We start from the raw sequence: 16,542 nt of genomic DNA on the forward strand, positions 1-16,542 counted from the left end.
GCGCACGACGCGGTTCCTTCCGGTTACTGGCGGGCCACTTCCTGCGGCGCATCGAATTTCGCGATGCGCCGGTCCAGCCGCCACAGCTCGATGCGGTGGGCCAGCACGAGCGCGGCGGCTTCGCGCTTGGCCTCCTCGTCATCGTCGCAGACGAGGTTGATGCATCCGAACACCTGCCCGTCCGGATCGATCTGGAACGCGCGGTAGTGCTTGATGCCGCTCATTATGATGTCCCTCGTCTGGGCAAGACGGGTGCGCTCAGCCAGTCCGTGAGGTTCGAGGTCAATTCGTTCTGCCTGGCGCGTTGCAGCAGCATCTCCCGCTCCCTGCCGGGCGGCAGGTTGCGCGCGCGCTCGCGGGCGCTTTCGGCGAAGGCGGCCAGCCGCTCCTGAAGCGATTGGGTCTGTTTCTTGCGGTTGCGTTTGGCGGTCATGGGACTTTCACGGCGGGTTTCGGATGGAAAGAACTGGTAGCTTCCGCCCCAATTCGCGGTTCCGGCATTTCCATAAGTTAACGCTGCGTGATTTTGCGCCAGCGACAGGCGCGCGGCGCCGATTGCGGCGGAACCGAAATGCTGATTCGTATGTTCAAGAACGACTTGAAGGAGGATCATCATGGCAAAAGCAGCATGGAAGCGGCCGGGCTCACCGATCGGCCGCAAGGGACCGCGCAAGGCCAATCCAGCGTACAAGCGCCGGGCGCGGCAGCCCTGGACGCCCGCGGACGTCAGCAAGCTGAAGCAGCTCGCGAAGGGCAACACGCCGACCGGCGTGATGAGCATCAAGCTGCAGCGGCCGGTCGCGGCCATCCGCAGCAAGGCGCAGCGCGAAGGCATCTCCCTGCGGCCCGTCAACCGCTCGCCCTATAACCGGCGAACCAAAGCGGCGAAGCGGCGTTGACGACGCGCACCGCCGGGTGACAACCGGACACAACGGGGACGATGGACGTGGCGCTCATTTTTCCGGTTTCTGCCCACGACATCAGCGCATCGGTACGCGCCGACATCTAACCCGTTCCCGGCGCGTGCAGCCTTGGCAGGCTGCGCGCTTGGTAGCAACTTACCTAGCGGCCACTTAAACGGGTGGCTGCAGGCCCGGTGACCTCAGCCATTCGCTCATCTGGGAGCCTGTCTCAGCCTGGCGGGCCTTGCGCAGCATCTCGTCCCGCGCTGCACCGGGCGGCAGCAATTTGGCCTCCTCACGGAGCCGCTTGGCCTCGGCCGCCAGCCGCGCCTCCAACGTATCCTCGTGTTTCGTCCGACGCCGCATCATCGTCATGGGCGTTATCCCCTGTCAGTCAGCGGAGCGCGCCGTTGCGTTCACATGTTGATGACGCCAGACGCAATTGCATCTGGCGCCCACTTAACGTTCCGGAAGCGGAACGGTTCTCCCTCACCCGAAACTTTCTCAGCACGGGTGCATCAGTCACTCAATGTACTCAATGGCGTAGCTCAATCAAACCACGTCGCCGCCGCCGCACTGTTCACCCGGGAGCCGCTGAACCGTCTGCGCGGGCTCGCGCGGCCAGGCCCAATTCGTGCGACGATTGCCGATGACGGAAGCTGACGAGGATCGGCCGACGATCAGAACAGATGCCCGAATGCGAGCCAGGCTGTCACCGCCAGGCAAAGAAGGACTGCCGCATAAGGCAGAGCGACCCGCATCACCGCCTCGTGCCCCATCAGCTCATCATCATTCATTCAATCGCGCCCGTCATCACGGCATAACCGTAATGGGTCGCCGCATTTCCATGCGGTCCACCGTCAACGCAGCTCCGTCCTGCCGGAAGCAGTCTGACCAATCGGCGAACTCAGCGCATCAGGCTATGAATCGGCCGCGACGCCTTGTCCAGCGTTTATTAGCTGGCCGATTGTCGTGGGGGCTGAGGCGTCCTCCAGCTCACGATTTCGCCGTCCCAGGCTCAGCCATCTTGCGATGCTGCTTGGCCAGCATCTCGTTCGGCGTGACATTGGCGACCGTGCTCTGGATCTTGTTCTTCAGCCCGGTGACGATGTCGGCCTCCCCGCGCAGCATGGCATCGAAACCAGCCTTGGCGACGTCGTAGGCGCCGTCCTTCTGCTCGGTGCCGACCTTAGTGTCCATCATACCGGCGCGGCGAAAGAATTCTGTGTCGGTGGCGCCCGGCATCAGGCAGGTCACGGTGACGTCGCTGTCCCGCAACTCTTCGCGGAGCGCGAACGAGAACGAGTCGAGGAACGCCTTGCTGGCGTTATAGGCCGCCTGGAAGCTGCCGGGCGTGAAGCCGGCGATCGATCCCGTGATCAGGATGCGGCCGGCATTGCGGCGAAGCATCTCGTTGCCGACGCGGTGGAGCAGATAAAGCGTCCCCGTGATGTTGGTGTCGATTAGATGTTTCACCTTGGCGAAGTCCTGATCGAGGAACGCCTTGCCAAGGCCAACGCCGGCATTGGCGAGCAGCGCATCGATCGGCCGGTCGCCGACCGCGGCGCAGAGCTTGTCGACGCCTTCGGTGGTGGACAGATCGGCCTCGACCGGCTCCACGCTGCCGCCCAGCCGGCGCAGATCGACTGCGACCCGCGCGATCTCTGGTTCATCCGCCGCGATGACGAGATTGAAACCTGCCTGGGCACAGCACCTGGCGAGCTCCAGGCCGATGCCGGTGGAGGCGCCGGTGACGACGGCGAGCTGATTGGCGGGCATGGCACATGTCCTTGCGATGAGATGATGACGCCAATCACTCCGCCGGCATCTCGTTCCTATCCTTCGCGGTGCGAAGAATTGGGCGCCGCTTAGCAACCATCGTTCATTTCTGGACTTGAGTGGCAATTGGGTTCAGCCGAGAGGACGAAAGATGAAGGCGCTGGTTTGGCACGGCAAGGAGGACATCCGCTGCGATACCGTCACCGACCCTGAGATCCAGGACCCGCGCGACGCCATCATCAAGGTCACGAGCTGCGCGATCTGCGGCTCCGACCTGCATCTGTTCCACAATTTCATTCCGGGCATGCTGCCCGGCGACATCATGGGCCACGAGACCATGGGTGAAGTGGTCGAGGTCGGCTCGGGGGTCGACGGCAAGCTGAAGAAGGGCGACCGCATCGTCGTGCCCTTCACGATCATCTGCGGCGAATGCGAGCAGTGCAAACGCGGCAATTTTTCCGTCTGTGAGACCACCAACCGCAAGCGCCATCTCGCCGACAAGGTATTCGGGCACGCCACCGCCGGTCTGTTCGGCTACACGCATTTGACCGGCGGCTATCCCGGCGGCCAGGCCGAATATCTGCGCGTGCCCTATGCCGACGCCACCCATATCAAGGTGCCCACAGGCATCCCCGACGAGCAACTCTTGTTCCTCAGCGATATCTTCCCGACCGGCTGGCAGGCTGCCGCGCAATGCGACATCGAGCCGACCGACACGGTCGCGATCTGGGGCTGTGGTCCGGTCGGCCAAATGGCGATCCGCAGCGTCATCCTGCTCGGCGCCAATCAGGTGATCGCGATCGACTGCCTGCCCGAACGCCTCAGCATGGCGGAAGCCGGCGGCGCCACCACCATCAACTTCGAGACCGAGAGCGTGCTGGAGCGGCTGCAGGAGCTGACCGACGGCAAGGGCCCGGAGAAATGCATCGATTGCGTCGGCATGGAATCGCATGTGATGGCCTCGCTGCCCGACACCCTGCTCGACCGGGCCAAGCAGATGGTGATGGCGGAGAGCGACCGGCCCCACGTGCTGCGCGAGATGATCTATGTCTGCCGTCCCGGCGGCATCATCTCGGTGCCGGGCGTCTACAGCGGAATGTCCGACATGCTGCCGATGGGCGCTTTCATGAACAAGGGCCTGACGATGCGCACCGGGCAGACCCACGTCAACCGCTGGACCGACGATCTGCTTCGCCGCATCGAGGGCGGCGAGATCGATCCGTCCTTCGTCATCACCCACACCGTCCCGCTCGAACAGGGACCGGAGATGTACCAGGTGTTTCGCGACAAGCGCGATTCCTGCGTCAAGGTCGTGCTGAAACCCTAAGGGAGCAAGCCCATGTTTCATTTCTCCAACATCGTGCGCACCAAGGGCGATCCGAAGATCGTCGAAGGCGGCCCGAGCCTCAAGCAGCCGGTGGACCAGCTCGCCCGGGCGCTCGGCTGGTTCAGCATCGGCCTCGGAGTCGTCGAATTGTTCGCGCCGCGGCGCGTCACGGAAACGCTGGGCATGGAAGGCCATGAGACGCTGGTGCGGTCCTTCGGCATCCGCGAGATCATGGCCGGGATCATGACTCTGTCGGTCGAGAAGAATGCCGGCCTGTGGGCCCGCGTCGGCGGCGACGGCCTCGATGCCGCGGCGCTGCTGTCGGGGCTGACGCCGGACAATCCCAAGAAGGGCAATATCGCACTGGCGCTGCTGATGGTCGGCGGCATCGCCATGCTCGACTACCGGACCGCGCAGGCGACCAAGCCGCGGCGCCCGGCGCGCGATGCACGCCGCAAGCTCTATCCGAACCGCAGCGGTTTCCCCAAGGGCATCGAGAGCGTCCGGACCGCGGCGAGGCAGATCGCGGCTCACGCCGGGCAGAACGAGGTTAAGCAAGGTGATGAGCGTCGAGTCCCCTGACAAAGCCAAGTGGTGGGAATCCGCCGTCATCTACGAGATCGCACTGATCTCCTTCCAGGACTCCAACGGCGACGGCAAGGGCGATCTCGCCGGACTGATGTCGCGCATCGACTATCTGAAATGGCTCGGCGTCGACGCGGTCTGGCTGACGCCGATCTACAAGAGCCCGTTTCGCGACCTCGGCTACGACATTTCCGATTATTGCTCGGTCGATCCTGCTTTCGGCAGCCTGGAGGAGTTCGACCAGCTGCTCAAGGCGCTGCACGGCGCAAACATCCGCCTCATCCTCGACCTCGTCCCCAATCACACCGCCAACGATCATTCCTGGTTCGTCGAGAGCTCGAGCTCGCGCCATAGCGCCAAGGCCGATTGGTACATCTGGGCCGATGCGGCCGAGAATGGCGGGCCGCCCAACAACTGGCTCAGTCGTTTCGGCGGCAGCGGCTGGGAATGGTGCGAGGCGCGGCGGCAATATTACTATCACTCCTTCCTGGTCGAGCAGCCCGACCTGAACTGGCGCAACCCGCAGCTGCGCGATGCGATCGCCGACGTCATGCGGTTCTGGCTCGACCGCGGCGTGGACGGCTTTCGCGTCGATGCCAGCGCGGTCCTGATCAAGGACGCGCTCATGCGCGACAATCCGCCGAACCCGCAGGCCGAGGGCAAGCCGCCGCCGCAGCGTCAGACACCCGTCTTCACCGACGACCGGCCGGAGACGATGGATTGCATCGAGTTCATCCGCGAGGTGATCGACACCTATCGGGGGCGCATGCTCTGCGGCGAGGTCCAGGGCAAGACCGACCGCATCGGCCATTTCTACGGCAACGGCAAGCCGCGCCTGCATCTGCCACTCAATTTCGCGCTGCTCGATACGCCCTGGAACGCGCTATCGCTGCAAGCAGCGATCGATGCTTACTTCAACGCGATCCCGGACCATGGCTGGCCGGTCTGGGTGATCGGCGGCCACGACAAGCAGCGGGTCGCGAGCAAGATCGGCGAGGCGCAGATGCGCGTACTGGCGATGCTGCTGATGACACTACGGGGCACGCCGTTCTTTTTCATGGGCGACGAGATCGGCCGCAAGCGCGTTCCGATTCCGTCCGACCGCGTGCGCGATCCCTTCGAGAAGCTCGTGCCCGGGTTCGGCCTGTGCCGCGATCCCGAGCGCGCGCCGATGCGCTGGGACAAAAATGCCGACGGCGGCTTCACCAATGGCGAGCCGTGGCTGCCGCTGGAGAGTCCGGATGGCGCCGCCAACGTCGCCGCGCAGCAGCGCGACGAGCGTTCGATGCTGGCGCTGTTTCGCGCGCTCATGGCGCTGCGGCGCGAGCACGCGTGCCTGCGCCGGGGCGGTTACGAGCCGCTGCGTTCGCAGAACGACGTGCTCGCCTTTGGGCGGACCGACGGTGCCGACGGATTCCTGATCGCGCTCAACATCGCTGCCGAACCGCGGAAATACCACTGGCAAGGAAGGGGCCGTCTGATGATGTCGACGCACCTGGACCGACCGCCCGAGCCATTGCCGGATGCATCCATCCTGCTCCGCGGCAATGAAGGCGTGATCATCGCGATTGAAGCGCGGTGACGGCAGGAACCATCCGCGCATCAGCGCGTCTGATCAACGCCTCCGTCATCCCCCCTGCCGGAGGCGGACTGCGAAACCGCACCGCCCCGGCGCTCGCCCCCTTCAGGCGCCGGGGTTGGCGGCGCAAGTTTGGAGGCAGGCCATGACCAGGACGAAGGGCCTTCGGCAGCGCATCGTCGGCAAGACCAGGCAGGCCGTCGGCGAGATCATCGGCGACCAGGATCTCCACGATGACGGCAAGGCGGAAGCCGAGCGTGGCCGCGACGACCAGGACAAGCCGAGTGAACTCAATCCCCTGAAGAAGCTCAAGCAGCTGACGTGAACGCGGAGCCGCGACCGTTGCGGTTCAGGGAGCAGCAGCGACGTTCGCGCTGGCTCGCCGCCGCCGAGCTCGGCCTGATCAGCAGCACGTTCTCGACCCTGGTCAGCCAGCTGTTCGCCGCCCGCATCGGCCGCGATGCCGCGGTCGACTGGATGACGGTCGCCGCCATCCCGCTGCGCGACGGGGCGCTCAGCGCGGAGCCGTCATGGAGCGCGATCCTTGCCGGCATCGCCTTCCACCAATGGGCGGATTTTTCCTGGGCGCTGGTGTTCTTTGGCGTGCTCGGGCGGTGGACCGCGGACCTACGGCCGCTCACGATCCTGCTGCTGGCGCTGCCGTGGGCGGCGTTCACCTCAGCCACGGAATGGTTCGGGCTGGTGCCGCTGTTTCCGTTCTGGCAGCCGCTGTTCACGCTGCAGCAGCCCTACTGGATCGGACTGCTGGTCCATGGCTGCTCGGCTTTGATGTACCCCCTGTTCGCCCGGCTGCGCTGGCGGCGCGGCCAGGTGCCGGCGCGCGACATTCGCTTCACCAATGCCTGGACCATGGGCGCGCTCGCCATGGTCGCGCTGCTCGGCGCGACCGCGTTGTTCGGCAGCCACGGCTACGAAGTCCCGTGGATGGGCCGCGACAGGGACGCGGACCAGAGCTACATCAGGCACATGACGGCGCATCACGCCCAAGGCATCGAGCTGGCGCGGATCGCCGCCGAACAGGCTCAGGACCCGCATCTGCGCAAGCTCGCGATGCTGATGGTCGCGAGCCAGGCCGGCGAGAGCAGGATCTTCGAGAATTGGTGGCTGAGCTGGTTCGACACGGAGATGCCCGATTGCAGCACGGAAGAACGCGCCACGATGCCCGGCTACTTGACGCCGGTCGAGATGCGCGCGGTGAAGGCCGCACCGCCCGGCCAGTTCGACACGGTCTTCGTCGATGCCATGAGCAGGCATCATGCCGGTGCGGTCAGGATGGCCGACCGGATGTGGCGGAGCCGCGGCGATCCGCGCCTGCGCATCATGGCCCACGCCATTCGCCACGCGCAGCAGGGCGAGATCGCGTTGATGCATGGCGTGGACGGCGCTGCGGCCGTCGCCATCGCCTTCCGCAACATGTTCGGCGACAACGTCAATTGAGCCGATGGCACCCTACTCCCGCCAGAACTCGGCCAGCTCCTCCGCGGTCACGAGGTCGACCTGGCCGTGGAAGCGGGTGCGGTACATGGTCATGAGCGCGTCGTGCCCGACGTCCGACGATGAGCACAGTGCGTCCTCGACGATGACGACCCGGAAGCCGAGATCGACCGCGCTCAGAACCGTCGACAGCACGCAGACGTCGGTCTCGGCGCCCGAGATCACGACCGTGCCGACGTTCTTGTCGACCAGCAAGGTCGCAAGCGCGGGATTGCTGAACGCGGAATAAGCCGGCTTGTCGATGATCGCCGCCGGCGGAACGAACCTGGTCAGGGCCGGCACGAGATCGAGGGCGGACGGCGGAAGATTCCTGCGCGTGGCCTGGTGCCATCGATGAAAATAGCGCTGCCACTGCCCGCGACGATCCCCGGGATCTTCCGGGGTGATGAAGCGCGTGAAGACGGTTCTGGCCTGATAACGTGCAACGATCGAAGCGATCGTCGGCAGGACCCGCTCCATCCACGGCGTCGCCCACAAACCGCCGGGAGCGAAAATGTTCTGCATGTCGATGCAGAGGTGAACGGCGTCCCTGATCTCGGCGACGTCCGACGCGCTGTTTCTCATTGTCCTCCACCGGCGAGCGCATGCCGCGGCACGTCCGCGGCGGCTTACCTGCAAATGCGATCCCGACGGCCCTCGTTCCGTATTCATGCAGCCGGTGATCGAGCAGACCGAGCCCGGATATGCCACGGCCCCGCCGAATCGAGGCCGGGATGAGCTGACGCCGGGGATGGCGGCGGACGAAAGCAGCGCGGCACGAGGTCGTGCCATGCCCGATGAAGCTTTGAAAAAAGCTTAGCTATTTCAGTGACAAACGAGGATTTGGTGCGCTCGGAGGGACTCGAACCCCCACGATTTTACTCACTGCCACCTCAAGGCAGCGCGTCTACCAGTTCCGCCACGAGCGCTTTGGGGATACCGGCTTGAGGCTTGAAGGCCGGCCGGATCAACGGCGCCGATCTAACAAATCCATCAGAGGGGTACAAGCCTGCAAAGGCCCCGAATTCCACAAGCTTTGCAGGAAAGTTCGGGCCCCTTGCCCAAATCGGCCCTGACCCGATGTAGGGGCCGCTACCGCGTGCCCAGGCCGGCTACCGCGTGCCCGGCGAGCGCGGCAGCATCTGCTTGACCTCGACCGCGATTCGGTTGCGATCCACCAGCACGACCCCGGAGGCGACCGGCAGGTTGTTGGCGAGGACCTTGACCTCGTCGGCCTCGGTTGCGTCCAGCTCGATGATGGCGCCGCGGGAAAGACGTAATACCTGATGGATCGGCATGGTGGTCGTCCCGAGGACGACCATGAGATCCACGGTGACTTTATCGAGAGTGGGCACTGTCAGGACCGCCGCAACTAGGGACTTGGCATTTGCACCTGCGATCATCACCACGTTATGGTTAGCCAATGGTTAATTCACCTCAAAACCCCCGCGAACAGCTCGATTTGACGTCGTTTTCCGCTGCCGGCGGCGAGCCCGTCGAATGGCGAATCTCGGACGCGCCTGTGGCCTATCCGGAGGCGGTCGCCGCCATGGAGGCGCGGGTCGCCGCGATCGCGGCCGGCGAGGCGCCGGAGCTGGTCTGGCTGTTGGAGCATCCCCCGCTCTACACCTCGGGGACCTCGGGCAAGGAAACCGACCTGCTCGATGCCCGATTCCCGACCTTCGCCACCGGTCGCGGCGGCCAGCTCACCTATCACGGGCCCGGCCAGCGCGTGGCCTATGTCATGCTCGACCTGAAGCGCCGCCGGCCAGACGTCCGGGCCTATGTCGCGAGCCTGGAGGAATTGATCCTGAAGACGCTGGCCGCCTTCAACGTCCGCGGCGAACGGCGCGAGGACCGGGTCGGCGTCTGGGTGAAGCGGCCCGACAAGGGGCCTGAGCACGAGGACAAGATCGCGGCGATCGGCGTGCGCTTGAAGCGCTGGGTCTCGTTCCACGGCATCGCCATCAATGTCGAGCCAGAGCTGTCGCATTTCGCCGGCATCGTGCCGTGCGGGGTCGTCGATCCCCGTTACGGCGTCACCTCGCTGGTCGACCTCGGCCAGCTCGTGACCATGGCTGACGTCGATATCGCGCTGCGCCAGGCGTTCGAGCAGTTGTTCGGGCCGACCCGCGCGCCGGTGGCGGAAGCGGCCGCCTGATCTAGTCCTGTTGAAGACGCACTGTCTCGCGTTCTCCGCCGCCGCAGAATCGGCCATTCTCAAGTCCGGTGCCGCCCACGCCTCCCCCCTCCGCCGGGAAAGCAGACCTCATGCAGGGCGATGAGATCATCGGACCGACTGTTCGAGCGCTGGGCAAAAGGAGGGATTGCGTTACCTGCTCGCAATGGGAGGTTTTGACGATGAGACTCTCTGCGCCGATCTATCAACTGAAGCGAAAAGCAAAGCGCCTGTCCCGCGACAAAAACATTCCGCTGCACGACGCGCTTGACCGCGTCGCCGCGACGGAAGGCTTTTCCGCCTGGAGCATGCTCGCGGCGAAAGCCGCCGCGATGACGCCCGCGAACAGGCTGTTCCCGCAATTCCACCCCGGCGACCTCGTGCTCGTCGGCGCGCGGCCCGGTCAGGGCAAGACCTTGATGAGCCTCGAGCTTGCCGTGGAGGCCATGAAGTCGGGCCACCGCGCCGCGTTCTTCTCGCTCGAATATACCGAGCAGGATGTTTTCGATCGCTTGCGTGCGATCGGCGTCGAGCCCGCGCAATTCGATGACCTCTTCGAGGTCGACTGCTCCGACGCCATCAGCGCCGTTTACGTCGTCAAGCAGATGGCAGCAGCGCCCCGTGGCACGGTCGTGGTGATCGACTATCTGCAGCTGCTCGACCAGAGGCGGGAAAACCCCGACCTCGCCGTTCAGGTGGGCGCACTGAAGTCCTTCGCGCGCGACCGGGGACTGATCGTCGTCTTCATCTCGCAGATCGACCGATCCTATGATCCCCAGGTCAAGCCCTGCCCTGATCTCGGCGACATCAGGCTGCCCAACCCGCTGGACCTGACGCTGTTCGACAAGGCATGCTTTTTGAACAATTCCGAAGTCCAGTTCAGCACCGCGAGCTGACGATCAGGCCGCGGGTGAGACGCCTCACCCGCGGCCTGCAGCCTCACGCCGTCTGCAGCGGCACCTCGAGCTTGCCGGCGATGTAGCGCCGCTCCTGGGTCAGGCCGCCAAAGCCGTAGGCGTCACTCTTGACCTCGTCGACATGCGCATAGGTCTCGGGATGCAGCGGCCCGAGAATCTCGGCCATGCGCTTGAACATGGCGGCGAGATAGACCGCCTTCTCGTCCTTGGTATTGGTGCCTTCGCTGACGTGGATGTCGAGCCAGTAGCTCGCGAGCTTCTGCTCGGCCAGCGACTTGCCGCCGGCAAACCAGTCATCGGCATCCACCGACTTGACGATGATGGCGGTGACTTTGGGATCCTTGTGCAGGATCTTTGCAGTGAGCTCGGACACGGCGCTCGCGATGTCGGCCTTCAGCGACGGCGCCTGGCGGGAGGTGGTGTAGGACACGGTGATCAGGGGCATTGTGGCTCTCCTCGAGATGCGGCGCTGTTTGCGCGGCGTTGGTGAGAAGCTAGACCCGCGGTCCTCATTTTGGTATCTTATCTCTATTGATACCAGTGATAAGACTTCATAATGACAGCCACACTCGACATCGCCACCATCAAGGCCTTCCTGCTGGTCGCCGATCTCCAGAGCTTTACGCGGACCGCCGAAGCGCTCGGCACGACGCAGGCCGCGGTCAGCCTCAAGCTGCAACGGCTGGAGACGTTGCTGGGAAAGCGCCTCGTCGAGCGGTCGCCGCGCGCGGTCCGGCTCACTGCTGACGGCGCCGGCTTCCTCGATCGCGCCCGCGCGTTGATGGCGGCGCATGACCGGGCACTGTCAGGCGAGGCGCCTGCCGCGCAATCGCTCTCGCTCGGCATCTCCGATCATGCGACCGGCCCCGAACTGGTGCCGCTGCTCGAACGCCTGCACGCGATGTCAGCAAATCTCACCCTCGCCGTCACCATCGGCTTCTCGCGCGAGATGCAGGATGCTTACGATTCAGGTGAGCTCGATGCGGTGATCGTCCGCCAGGAAGGCAGCCGCCGCGGCGGCGAGACGCTGACCCAGGACGAGTTCGGCTGGTTCGCCGCACGGCGCCTCACCCTGCCGAAAGGTGAGCCGCTGCCGCTTGCGACGCTCGCCCCGCCCTGCGGTGTTCGCGCCATTGCCGTACGCGCGCTCGACAAGGCGGGTCTTGCCTGGCGCGAGCGCTTCGTCGGCGGCGGGGTAACCGCGGTGGTCGCAGCGGCGCTCGCAGGACTTGCCGTCGCACCGCTGGCGCGCCGGATCGCACCTGCCGGGCTGGTCGACATCGGGCCCGCGCACAAGCTGCCGAAGCTCGGCAGCTCGAAGGTGATGCTGCATTCGAAAGTCAGCGATCCCGCAAAGCTTGCAGCGCTGCGTGCGGTGGCGGCGACCTTTAGAAGTGTCGCCGCCAACTGAGGTTTCACAAAATCGCCTCGAACGCGCTGCGCAGCGTTTCGTGCTTGAACACAAAACCGCGGCTCAGCGCTTTGTTCGGCAGCACGCGCTGACCGCCCAGCAAAAGCTCGTCGGCGAAGCCACCGCCGATCCGCCGCAGCAGGCTGCCGGGAATGCGGAACACCGCGGGCCGATGCAGGCGCCGCCCGAGCTCTTCGGTGAACTTCGCGTTGGTGACCGGAATCGGCGCAGTGGCGTTGACGGGCCCGGCGAGATCCGGCGTTGCCATCACATAGGCGATCAGGCGAATCAGATCGTCGCGCTCGATCCACGACATCCACTGCCGCCCGGTGCCGAGCGGGCCGCCGAGACCGAACTCGAACGGCGTCAGCATGCGCGTGATGAATCCGCCCTCGGTGCCGAGCACGAGGCCGATGCGCAAATAGACCACGCGCACGCCGAGCTCCTCCGCCGGACGCGCCGCCTGCTCCCAGGCCGCGCACAGCTCGTGGCTGAAGCTGGCGTGCGACTTCGCCGACTCCGTCAGCACCTGGTCGGCCCATAGACCGTACCAGCCGATCGCGGAGCCGCTGACGAGAACCTCGGGCTTGTGGTCGAGCCGCGCGATCAGCTTGACCACCTCGCCGGTCATGTCGACACGCGAGCTGATGATCTTGGCGCGCTTCGCCTCGGTCCAAAGACCATTGCCGATCGGCTCTCCCGCGAGATTGACGATGGCATCGATCCTTGTTTCCGAGGAGAGCTGATCGAGGCTGGTGATCAGCGTCACCGGCGGCGGCAACATCTCGGCCTTGGCAGGGTTGCGGATCAGCGCAATGACATCATGCCCTGCCCCGCCGAGGCTCGCGGCAAGCCTACCGCCGATGAGGCCGGTGGCGCCCGTGATGAGCACGGTCTTGCGACCGGGCAGTTTCTCGACGAGCCCGGCAGCGGGCACGCTTCGCATCCGGCCGAGCCGGCGCATCGCCGCAAAATCCCTGACGCCGCACAGCGCCGCGCCAATCGCGCAGGCGGTGGCGGCGATGCTGAGCAGGCCCTGGTACACGACCCTCACGCCGAACGGCTGCATCGCCCATTCGATCAGGACCGGCAGCAGCAGCACGAGAATGGCGCCGTAATTGATCGCGAGCAGCGTGTGATTGATGCGCTCGCTCGGCGGCAGTTTCCGGCTGAGATCCTCCTCGACAAAATCCATCAGCGTGATGACGATCTCGGCGACCAGCACCACGACGATCAAGAGCGCCAAAACGCCGTAGACCTCCAACCAGCCGAGCACGAGGAACAGCAGCGCATAAAACATGTTGCGGATGCCGTGCAGCTTCAGCTCGAAGCGCTGTGACGGCCGCCAGGCCAGGCGCTCGGTGAATTCGTGATGATAGAAGGTGTCGAACACGCCCATCACGATCTGGATGGCGATGAGCGTCCACAACAGCAGCGTCATGATACGGCCTCCCTGAAGATGGCGGACTGATGGATCAGCGCGCCGTAACGCGGGTGGGTGACATCGAGAGTGAAACGGAAGGCGCCCTCGCCGAGATCGCGATGCGTCACCGTGAGATCGCCCGGCGTGAGCCAATGCGGCAGCGGGATCCAGAGCGAGCCGAGCTGGAGGCCGTAACCAGCGCTGCGAAAGGTCAGCGTCTCGTCCTCGACCGCGATCCGGAGCGCCATCGAGACGCCGAAGCCGACATATTCCTCGAGCCCGGTCGGTCCGGCGAAACGCTTGGCGGAATGGATCACTTGCGGAAAGCCGCGCTTGCGCGCGCAAATGCGGGTCCAGGTCTGGCCGCCGGTCGCGCTGTCCTCGGTGACGGTCACGATCATCGGCACGCCGGTGTCACGGCCGGTCGGCAGCGGCCCGCCGATCAGCCTTGCTGCCTGCGCGAACCACCAGCCGATGTCGCTGAAAGAGATCTCGTCGACCACGCCGACATAGACCACGCTGTCGCCATCGGCGACACGTTTGGAAAAGCGCCGCCAGGTCGCGAGCGGCAGGCGGCCCCAATCCTCGTCCGACAACAGCGAACGGAAACGGCGATCGTCGAACAGTTTGGTGTGAATGGAGAAAGGTGCGCTGGAGCCTGATAATCGAGCCGACGTCATCGCACCCTCCCGACACTATTTGACCTTGCCCAGCGGCAGCAGGCTCACGATCTTCTCGCCAAGCCGCATCAAGGCGACCAGCCGCGGCCGCGGCACCTTCAGCATCTGCATGAACCAGTGGTCGGCGAGCTCGGTGAAGGCGAGCATCTCCTTCAGCCGCTTGCTGGCGACCGGATTGATGGTGGGATCGTCGGTGGCGTCGGACACGCAGGCCCTGAGCGCCGCGATCGCCGGATCGAGCTCCCGCTCCTTGCGCCGCGCCGCAATTCTGGCGGCGACCTCCCAGATGTCGGTCTCGGCCTCGTAATGGTCGCGGCGGTCGCCCAGGATCGGCACCCGGCGGATCAGGTTCCAGGCGAGCAATTCCTTGATCGAGTTGGAAACGTTGGAGCGCGCCATGCCGAGCGTGTCGGCGATGTCCTCGGCGGTCATCGGTGCTTCGGAAAGGTAGAGCAGCCCGTGGATCTGGCTAATCGAGCGATTGACGCCCCACTCGTCCCCCATGTCGCCCCAATGCAGGATGAAGCGCTCGACGGCGGCGGGGAGTTTCTTCTTTCCGGTTATTTCTGTCATTACCGAAATATCTGACAATACCGATCAGCTGTCAAGAGCAGCGCCGTCGGCATACGAGGGGGGGAATCTGCTTAAAAATGTTCCAGGCCCAGGGAACCATCCAGCGCCTGTGGCGTTTGCTCCAGTCGAGGCGGGGTCCCGGAATGGTTGAAAAAGTCAGTCAACAGAGAGACTTGTTCGAGAGCGAACGCAGTTTCCGGCTGTTGGTTGAGGGAGTTGCGGACTACGCCCTCTACATGCTCGATCCCAAGGGGATCATCACCAGCTGGAACATCGGCGGCGAACGCATCAAGGGCTATTCACCCGAAGAGATCCTCGGCCAGCATTTCTCCCGCTTCTACACCGAAACCGACCGCGCCAACGGCAAGCCGGCCCGTGCGCTCGGCATCGCCAGGGACAAGGGCCGCTACGAGGAGGAAGGCTGGCGCGTCCGCAAGGACGGCACGTTCTTCTGGGCCAGCGTCGTGATTGATCCGATCTACGAGGACGGCAAACTGGTCGGATTCGCCAAGATCACGCGCGACATCACCGAACGCCGCAATACCCAGATCAAGCTCGAGGCGATGCAGAAGCAGCTCGCCGAGTCCCAGAAGTTCGACGCGCTGGGACAGCTCACCGGCGGGGTCGCCCACGACTTCAACAACCTGCTGATGATCATCAGCGGCAGCCTCCACATGCTGAAGCGAGGGGCCGACGACCCGGCCAAGCTTCAGCGCGCGATCTCCGCGATCGAGACCGCCACCAGGCGCGGCGCGGCGCTGACCAACCAGCTGCTCACCTTCGCGCGGCGGCAGAGCGTCAACCCGCAGGCGATCGATTTCGCAGAACGCATCGCGGCGATCCGCGAGGTGCTCGATGCCGGCGTCGGCAGCTCCGTGCGGCTGGCCTTCGACATCGGCGGCGACGTCTGGCCGGTCAAGACCGACGCTTCCGAACTCGAGACCGCGCTGCTCAACCTCGTCATCAATGCCCGCGACGCGATGCCCGACGGAGGCACGGTGACGATCCGCGCGCGCAATGTCGTGCTGGACGAAGCGCCCCTCGCCGGCGATTTCGTCGCAATCGACGTCACGGATACCGGGCTCGGCATCCCCTCCGACGTGCTCGACAAGATCTTCGAGCCGTTCTTCACGACCAAGCCGATCGGAAAAGGCACGGGCCTCGGCCTTTCTCAGGTGCACGGCTTCGCGCATCAGGCCGGCGGCACAGTGAAGGTCGCAAGCGAGCTCGGCAAGGGCACGACGTTCACCATCGTCCTGCCGCGCGGAGAAGACGCGCCGTCACAGGACACGGTTGGGGAGCCGGCGTTCCAGGGCAGCGGCACGGTGTTGCTGGTGGAGGACAATCCGGACGTCGCCATCGTCAGCATTGGCCTCTTGGAGCAGCTCGGCTACCACGTGCGCCGCGTCGCCGATGCCGAAGCCGCCTTGCGCGAGATCGAGACCAACGGCGTCGATTTCGTGTTCTCGGACATCGTCATGCCCGGCAAGATGGATGGCCTCTCGCTCGCCCATCATCTGCGCCAGATCCATCCCAACCTGCCGATCCTGCTCGCCACCGGCTACAGCGAGGTCGCCGCCGGCGTGCGCGGGGATTTCCCGATCCTGCGCAAGCCATACGAGATCCACGAGCTCAGCGAGGCCATCGCCAAGCTGCCAAGGTGAGCTCCTTGAGAGGTGAACACCTCGGGTGG

General features: G+C 64.9%; 20 protein-coding genes and 1 tRNA gene. 10 read left to right on the forward strand and 11 right to left on the reverse strand.

All coding sequences use genetic code 11. The features are described from left to right. Positions 1-23 precede the first annotated feature (23 nt). Both RPS27_RS32290 and RPS27_RS32295 read right to left on the reverse strand, forming a co-directional pair. On the reverse strand, positions 24-224 hold the full coding sequence (locus RPS27_RS32290) for a hypothetical protein (RefSeq protein ID WP_212068360.1): 201 nt from the start codon (positions 222-224) through the stop codon (positions 24-26). Next, positions 224-433 (reverse strand): hypothetical protein, encoded by a 210-nt coding sequence (locus RPS27_RS32295; RefSeq protein ID WP_211418038.1) that lies wholly within the window; start codon positions 431-433, stop codon positions 224-226. The genes RPS27_RS32290 and RPS27_RS32295 overlap by 1 nt, the downstream gene beginning before the upstream one ends. Before the next feature lie 181 nt (positions 434-614). On the opposite strand from RPS27_RS32295, the gene RPS27_RS32300 reads away from it, so the two are divergent. After that, the gene (locus RPS27_RS32300) at positions 615-899 is read left to right on the forward strand and encodes a hypothetical protein (protein WP_057197072.1); all 285 of its coding nucleotides are present in this window, start codon (positions 615-617) and stop codon (positions 897-899) included. Positions 900-1,073: 174 nt separating this feature from the next. On the opposite strand, the gene RPS27_RS32305 is transcribed toward RPS27_RS32300, so the two are convergent. Continuing rightward, the gene (locus RPS27_RS32305) at positions 1,074-1,271 is read right to left on the reverse strand and encodes a hypothetical protein (protein WP_212068438.1); all 198 of its coding nucleotides are present in this window, start codon (positions 1,269-1,271) and stop codon (positions 1,074-1,076) included. A 627-nt stretch (positions 1,272-1,898) separates the two neighbouring features. After that, positions 1,899-2,681 carry an SDR family NAD(P)-dependent oxidoreductase gene (locus RPS27_RS32310; RefSeq protein ID WP_212068361.1) on the reverse strand — a complete coding sequence of 261 codons (783 nt, stop codon included), beginning with the start codon at positions 2,679-2,681 and terminating at the stop codon, positions 1,899-1,901. 151 nt (positions 2,682-2,832) lie between these two features. Between RPS27_RS32310 and RPS27_RS32315 the strand changes: the two genes are divergently transcribed. The 5 genes from RPS27_RS32315 to RPS27_RS32335 all read left to right on the forward strand — a co-directional run bounded on the left by RPS27_RS32315 (position 2,833) and on the right by RPS27_RS32335 (position 7,630). Beyond that, positions 2,833-4,008 (forward strand): zinc-dependent alcohol dehydrogenase, encoded by a 1,176-nt coding sequence (locus tag RPS27_RS32315; RefSeq protein ID WP_212068362.1) that lies wholly within the window; start codon positions 2,833-2,835, stop codon positions 4,006-4,008. Positions 4,009-4,020: 12 nt separating this feature from the next. Further along, the gene (locus tag RPS27_RS32320; protein ID WP_212068363.1) at positions 4,021-4,590 is read left to right on the forward strand and encodes a hypothetical protein; all 570 of its coding nucleotides are present in this window, start codon (positions 4,021-4,023) and stop codon (positions 4,588-4,590) included. Next, entirely contained in the window at positions 4,571-6,175 is a 1,605-nt protein-coding gene (locus RPS27_RS32325) for an alpha-amylase family glycosyl hydrolase (protein ID WP_212068364.1), read from the forward strand. The genes RPS27_RS32320 and RPS27_RS32325 overlap by 20 nt, the downstream gene beginning before the upstream one ends. 142 nt (positions 6,176-6,317) lie before the next feature. Then, entirely contained in the window at positions 6,318-6,497 is a 180-nt protein-coding gene (locus RPS27_RS32330) for a CsbD family protein (RefSeq protein ID WP_212068365.1), read from the forward strand. A gap of 17 nt (positions 6,498-6,514) precedes the next feature. Beyond that, entirely contained in the window at positions 6,515-7,630 is a 1,116-nt protein-coding gene (locus tag RPS27_RS32335) for a DUF305 domain-containing protein (RefSeq protein ID WP_249132194.1), read from the forward strand. 12 nt (positions 7,631-7,642) lie between these two features. On the opposite strand, the gene RPS27_RS32340 is transcribed toward RPS27_RS32335, so the two are convergent. The 3 genes from RPS27_RS32340 to RPS27_RS32350 all read right to left on the reverse strand — a co-directional run bounded on the left by RPS27_RS32340 (position 7,643) and on the right by RPS27_RS32350 (position 9,021). Beyond that, positions 7,643-8,251 carry a cysteine hydrolase family protein gene (locus RPS27_RS32340; protein ID WP_212068367.1) on the reverse strand — a complete coding sequence of 203 codons (609 nt, stop codon included), beginning with the start codon at positions 8,249-8,251 and terminating at the stop codon, positions 7,643-7,645. Positions 8,252-8,510: 259 nt separating this feature from the next. Continuing rightward, positions 8,511-8,595 (reverse strand) — tRNA-Leu (locus tag RPS27_RS32345). 183 nt (positions 8,596-8,778) lie between these two features. Continuing rightward, positions 8,779-9,021 carry a FliM/FliN family flagellar motor switch protein gene (locus RPS27_RS32350; protein ID WP_018647371.1) on the reverse strand — a complete coding sequence of 81 codons (243 nt, stop codon included), beginning with the start codon at positions 9,019-9,021 and terminating at the stop codon, positions 8,779-8,781. 68 nt (positions 9,022-9,089) lie between these two features. Between RPS27_RS32350 and lipB the strand changes: the two genes are divergently transcribed. Further along, entirely contained in the window at positions 9,090-9,827 is a 738-nt protein-coding gene (gene lipB / locus RPS27_RS32355) for a lipoyl(octanoyl) transferase LipB (RefSeq protein WP_211418042.1), read from the forward strand. A gap of 200 nt (positions 9,828-10,027) precedes the next feature. Next, positions 10,028-10,741: a DNA helicase gene (locus RPS27_RS32360; protein WP_313754936.1), complete on the forward strand. Its 714-nt coding sequence runs from the start codon at positions 10,028-10,030 to the stop codon at positions 10,739-10,741. Between the two features lie 43 nt (positions 10,742-10,784). Here the strand turns inward: RPS27_RS32360 and RPS27_RS32365 are convergent, their stop codons facing one another. After that, positions 10,785-11,207 carry a 4-oxalocrotonate tautomerase family protein gene (locus RPS27_RS32365; protein ID WP_212068369.1) on the reverse strand — a complete coding sequence of 141 codons (423 nt, stop codon included), beginning with the start codon at positions 11,205-11,207 and terminating at the stop codon, positions 10,785-10,787. A gap of 111 nt (positions 11,208-11,318) precedes the next feature. Between RPS27_RS32365 and RPS27_RS32370 the strand changes: the two genes are divergently transcribed. Further along, positions 11,319-12,173, forward strand: a complete 855-nt coding sequence (locus RPS27_RS32370; RefSeq protein ID WP_212068370.1) for a LysR family transcriptional regulator — start codon at positions 11,319-11,321, stop codon at positions 12,171-12,173. Between the two features lie 4 nt (positions 12,174-12,177). Here the strand turns inward: RPS27_RS32370 and RPS27_RS32375 are convergent, their stop codons facing one another. From RPS27_RS32375 to RPS27_RS32385, 3 genes are read right to left on the reverse strand one after another with little or no spacing between them, the layout of a single operon-like run. Next, a complete protein-coding gene (locus RPS27_RS32375; protein ID WP_212068371.1) occupies positions 12,178-13,614 on the reverse strand; it encodes a TIGR01777 family oxidoreductase in 1,437 nt (478 codons plus the stop codon). Beyond that, complete coding sequence (locus RPS27_RS32380; protein ID WP_212068372.1) at positions 13,611-14,276, reverse strand: DUF4166 domain-containing protein; 666 nt, start codon at positions 14,274-14,276, stop codon at positions 13,611-13,613. The genes RPS27_RS32375 and RPS27_RS32380 overlap by 4 nt, the downstream gene beginning before the upstream one ends. Before the next feature lie 15 nt (positions 14,277-14,291). Continuing rightward, on the reverse strand, positions 14,292-14,849 hold the full coding sequence (locus tag RPS27_RS32385) for a GbsR/MarR family transcriptional regulator (protein ID WP_212068373.1): 558 nt from the start codon (positions 14,847-14,849) through the stop codon (positions 14,292-14,294). A gap of 143 nt (positions 14,850-14,992) precedes the next feature. On the opposite strand from RPS27_RS32385, the gene RPS27_RS32390 reads away from it, so the two are divergent. Then, positions 14,993-16,513 (forward strand): PAS domain-containing sensor histidine kinase, encoded by a 1,521-nt coding sequence (locus RPS27_RS32390; protein WP_212068374.1) that lies wholly within the window; start codon positions 14,993-14,995, stop codon positions 16,511-16,513. Positions 16,514-16,542 lie beyond the last annotated feature (29 nt).

It is taken from the genome of Bradyrhizobium sp. WYCCWR 12699 (assembly GCF_032144035.1).
GTDB lineage: Bacteria > Pseudomonadota > Alphaproteobacteria > Rhizobiales > Xanthobacteraceae > Bradyrhizobium.

Bases quoted from the DNA above. Each gene is read 5' to 3' on its own strand.
- RPS27_RS32295 (WP_211418038.1), bottom strand. From the start codon at position 433: ATGACCGCCAAACGCAACCGCAAGAAACAGACCCAATCGCTTCAGGAG.
- RPS27_RS32300 (WP_057197072.1), top strand. From the start codon at position 615: ATGGCAAAAGCAGCATGGAAGCGGCCGGGCTCACCGATCGGCCGCAAG.
- RPS27_RS32320 (WP_212068363.1), top strand. From the start codon at position 4,021: ATGTTTCATTTCTCCAACATCGTGCGCACCAAGGGCGATCCGAAGATC.
- RPS27_RS32340 (WP_212068367.1), bottom strand. From the start codon at position 8,251: ATGAGAAACAGCGCGTCGGACGTCGCCGAGATCAGGGACGCCGTTCAC.
- RPS27_RS32315 (WP_212068362.1), top strand. From the start codon at position 2,833: ATGAAGGCGCTGGTTTGGCACGGCAAGGAGGACATCCGCTGCGATACC.
- RPS27_RS32310 (WP_212068361.1), bottom strand. From the start codon at position 2,681: ATGCCCGCCAATCAGCTCGCCGTCGTCACCGGCGCCTCCACCGGCATC.
- RPS27_RS32325 (WP_212068364.1), top strand. From the start codon at position 4,571: ATGAGCGTCGAGTCCCCTGACAAAGCCAAGTGGTGGGAATCCGCCGTC.
- RPS27_RS32385 (WP_212068373.1), bottom strand. From the start codon at position 14,849: ATGACAGAAATAACCGGAAAGAAGAAACTCCCCGCCGCCGTCGAGCGC.
- RPS27_RS32375 (WP_212068371.1), bottom strand. From the start codon at position 13,614: ATGACGCTGCTGTTGTGGACGCTCATCGCCATCCAGATCGTGATGGGC.
- RPS27_RS32380 (WP_212068372.1), bottom strand. From the start codon at position 14,276: ATGACGTCGGCTCGATTATCAGGCTCCAGCGCACCTTTCTCCATTCAC.
- RPS27_RS32330 (WP_212068365.1), top strand. From the start codon at position 6,318: ATGACCAGGACGAAGGGCCTTCGGCAGCGCATCGTCGGCAAGACCAGG.
- lipB (WP_211418042.1), top strand. From the start codon at position 9,090: ATGGTTAATTCACCTCAAAACCCCCGCGAACAGCTCGATTTGACGTCG.
- RPS27_RS32365 (WP_212068369.1), bottom strand. From the start codon at position 11,207: ATGCCCCTGATCACCGTGTCCTACACCACCTCCCGCCAGGCGCCGTCG.
- RPS27_RS32290 (WP_212068360.1), bottom strand. From the start codon at position 224: ATGAGCGGCATCAAGCACTACCGCGCGTTCCAGATCGATCCGGACGGG.
- RPS27_RS32360 (WP_313754936.1), top strand. From the start codon at position 10,028: ATGAGACTCTCTGCGCCGATCTATCAACTGAAGCGAAAAGCAAAGCGC.
- RPS27_RS32390 (WP_212068374.1), top strand. From the start codon at position 14,993: ATGGTTGAAAAAGTCAGTCAACAGAGAGACTTGTTCGAGAGCGAACGC.
- RPS27_RS32305 (WP_212068438.1), bottom strand. From the start codon at position 1,271: ATGATGCGGCGTCGGACGAAACACGAGGATACGTTGGAGGCGCGGCTG.
- RPS27_RS32370 (WP_212068370.1), top strand. From the start codon at position 11,319: ATGACAGCCACACTCGACATCGCCACCATCAAGGCCTTCCTGCTGGTC.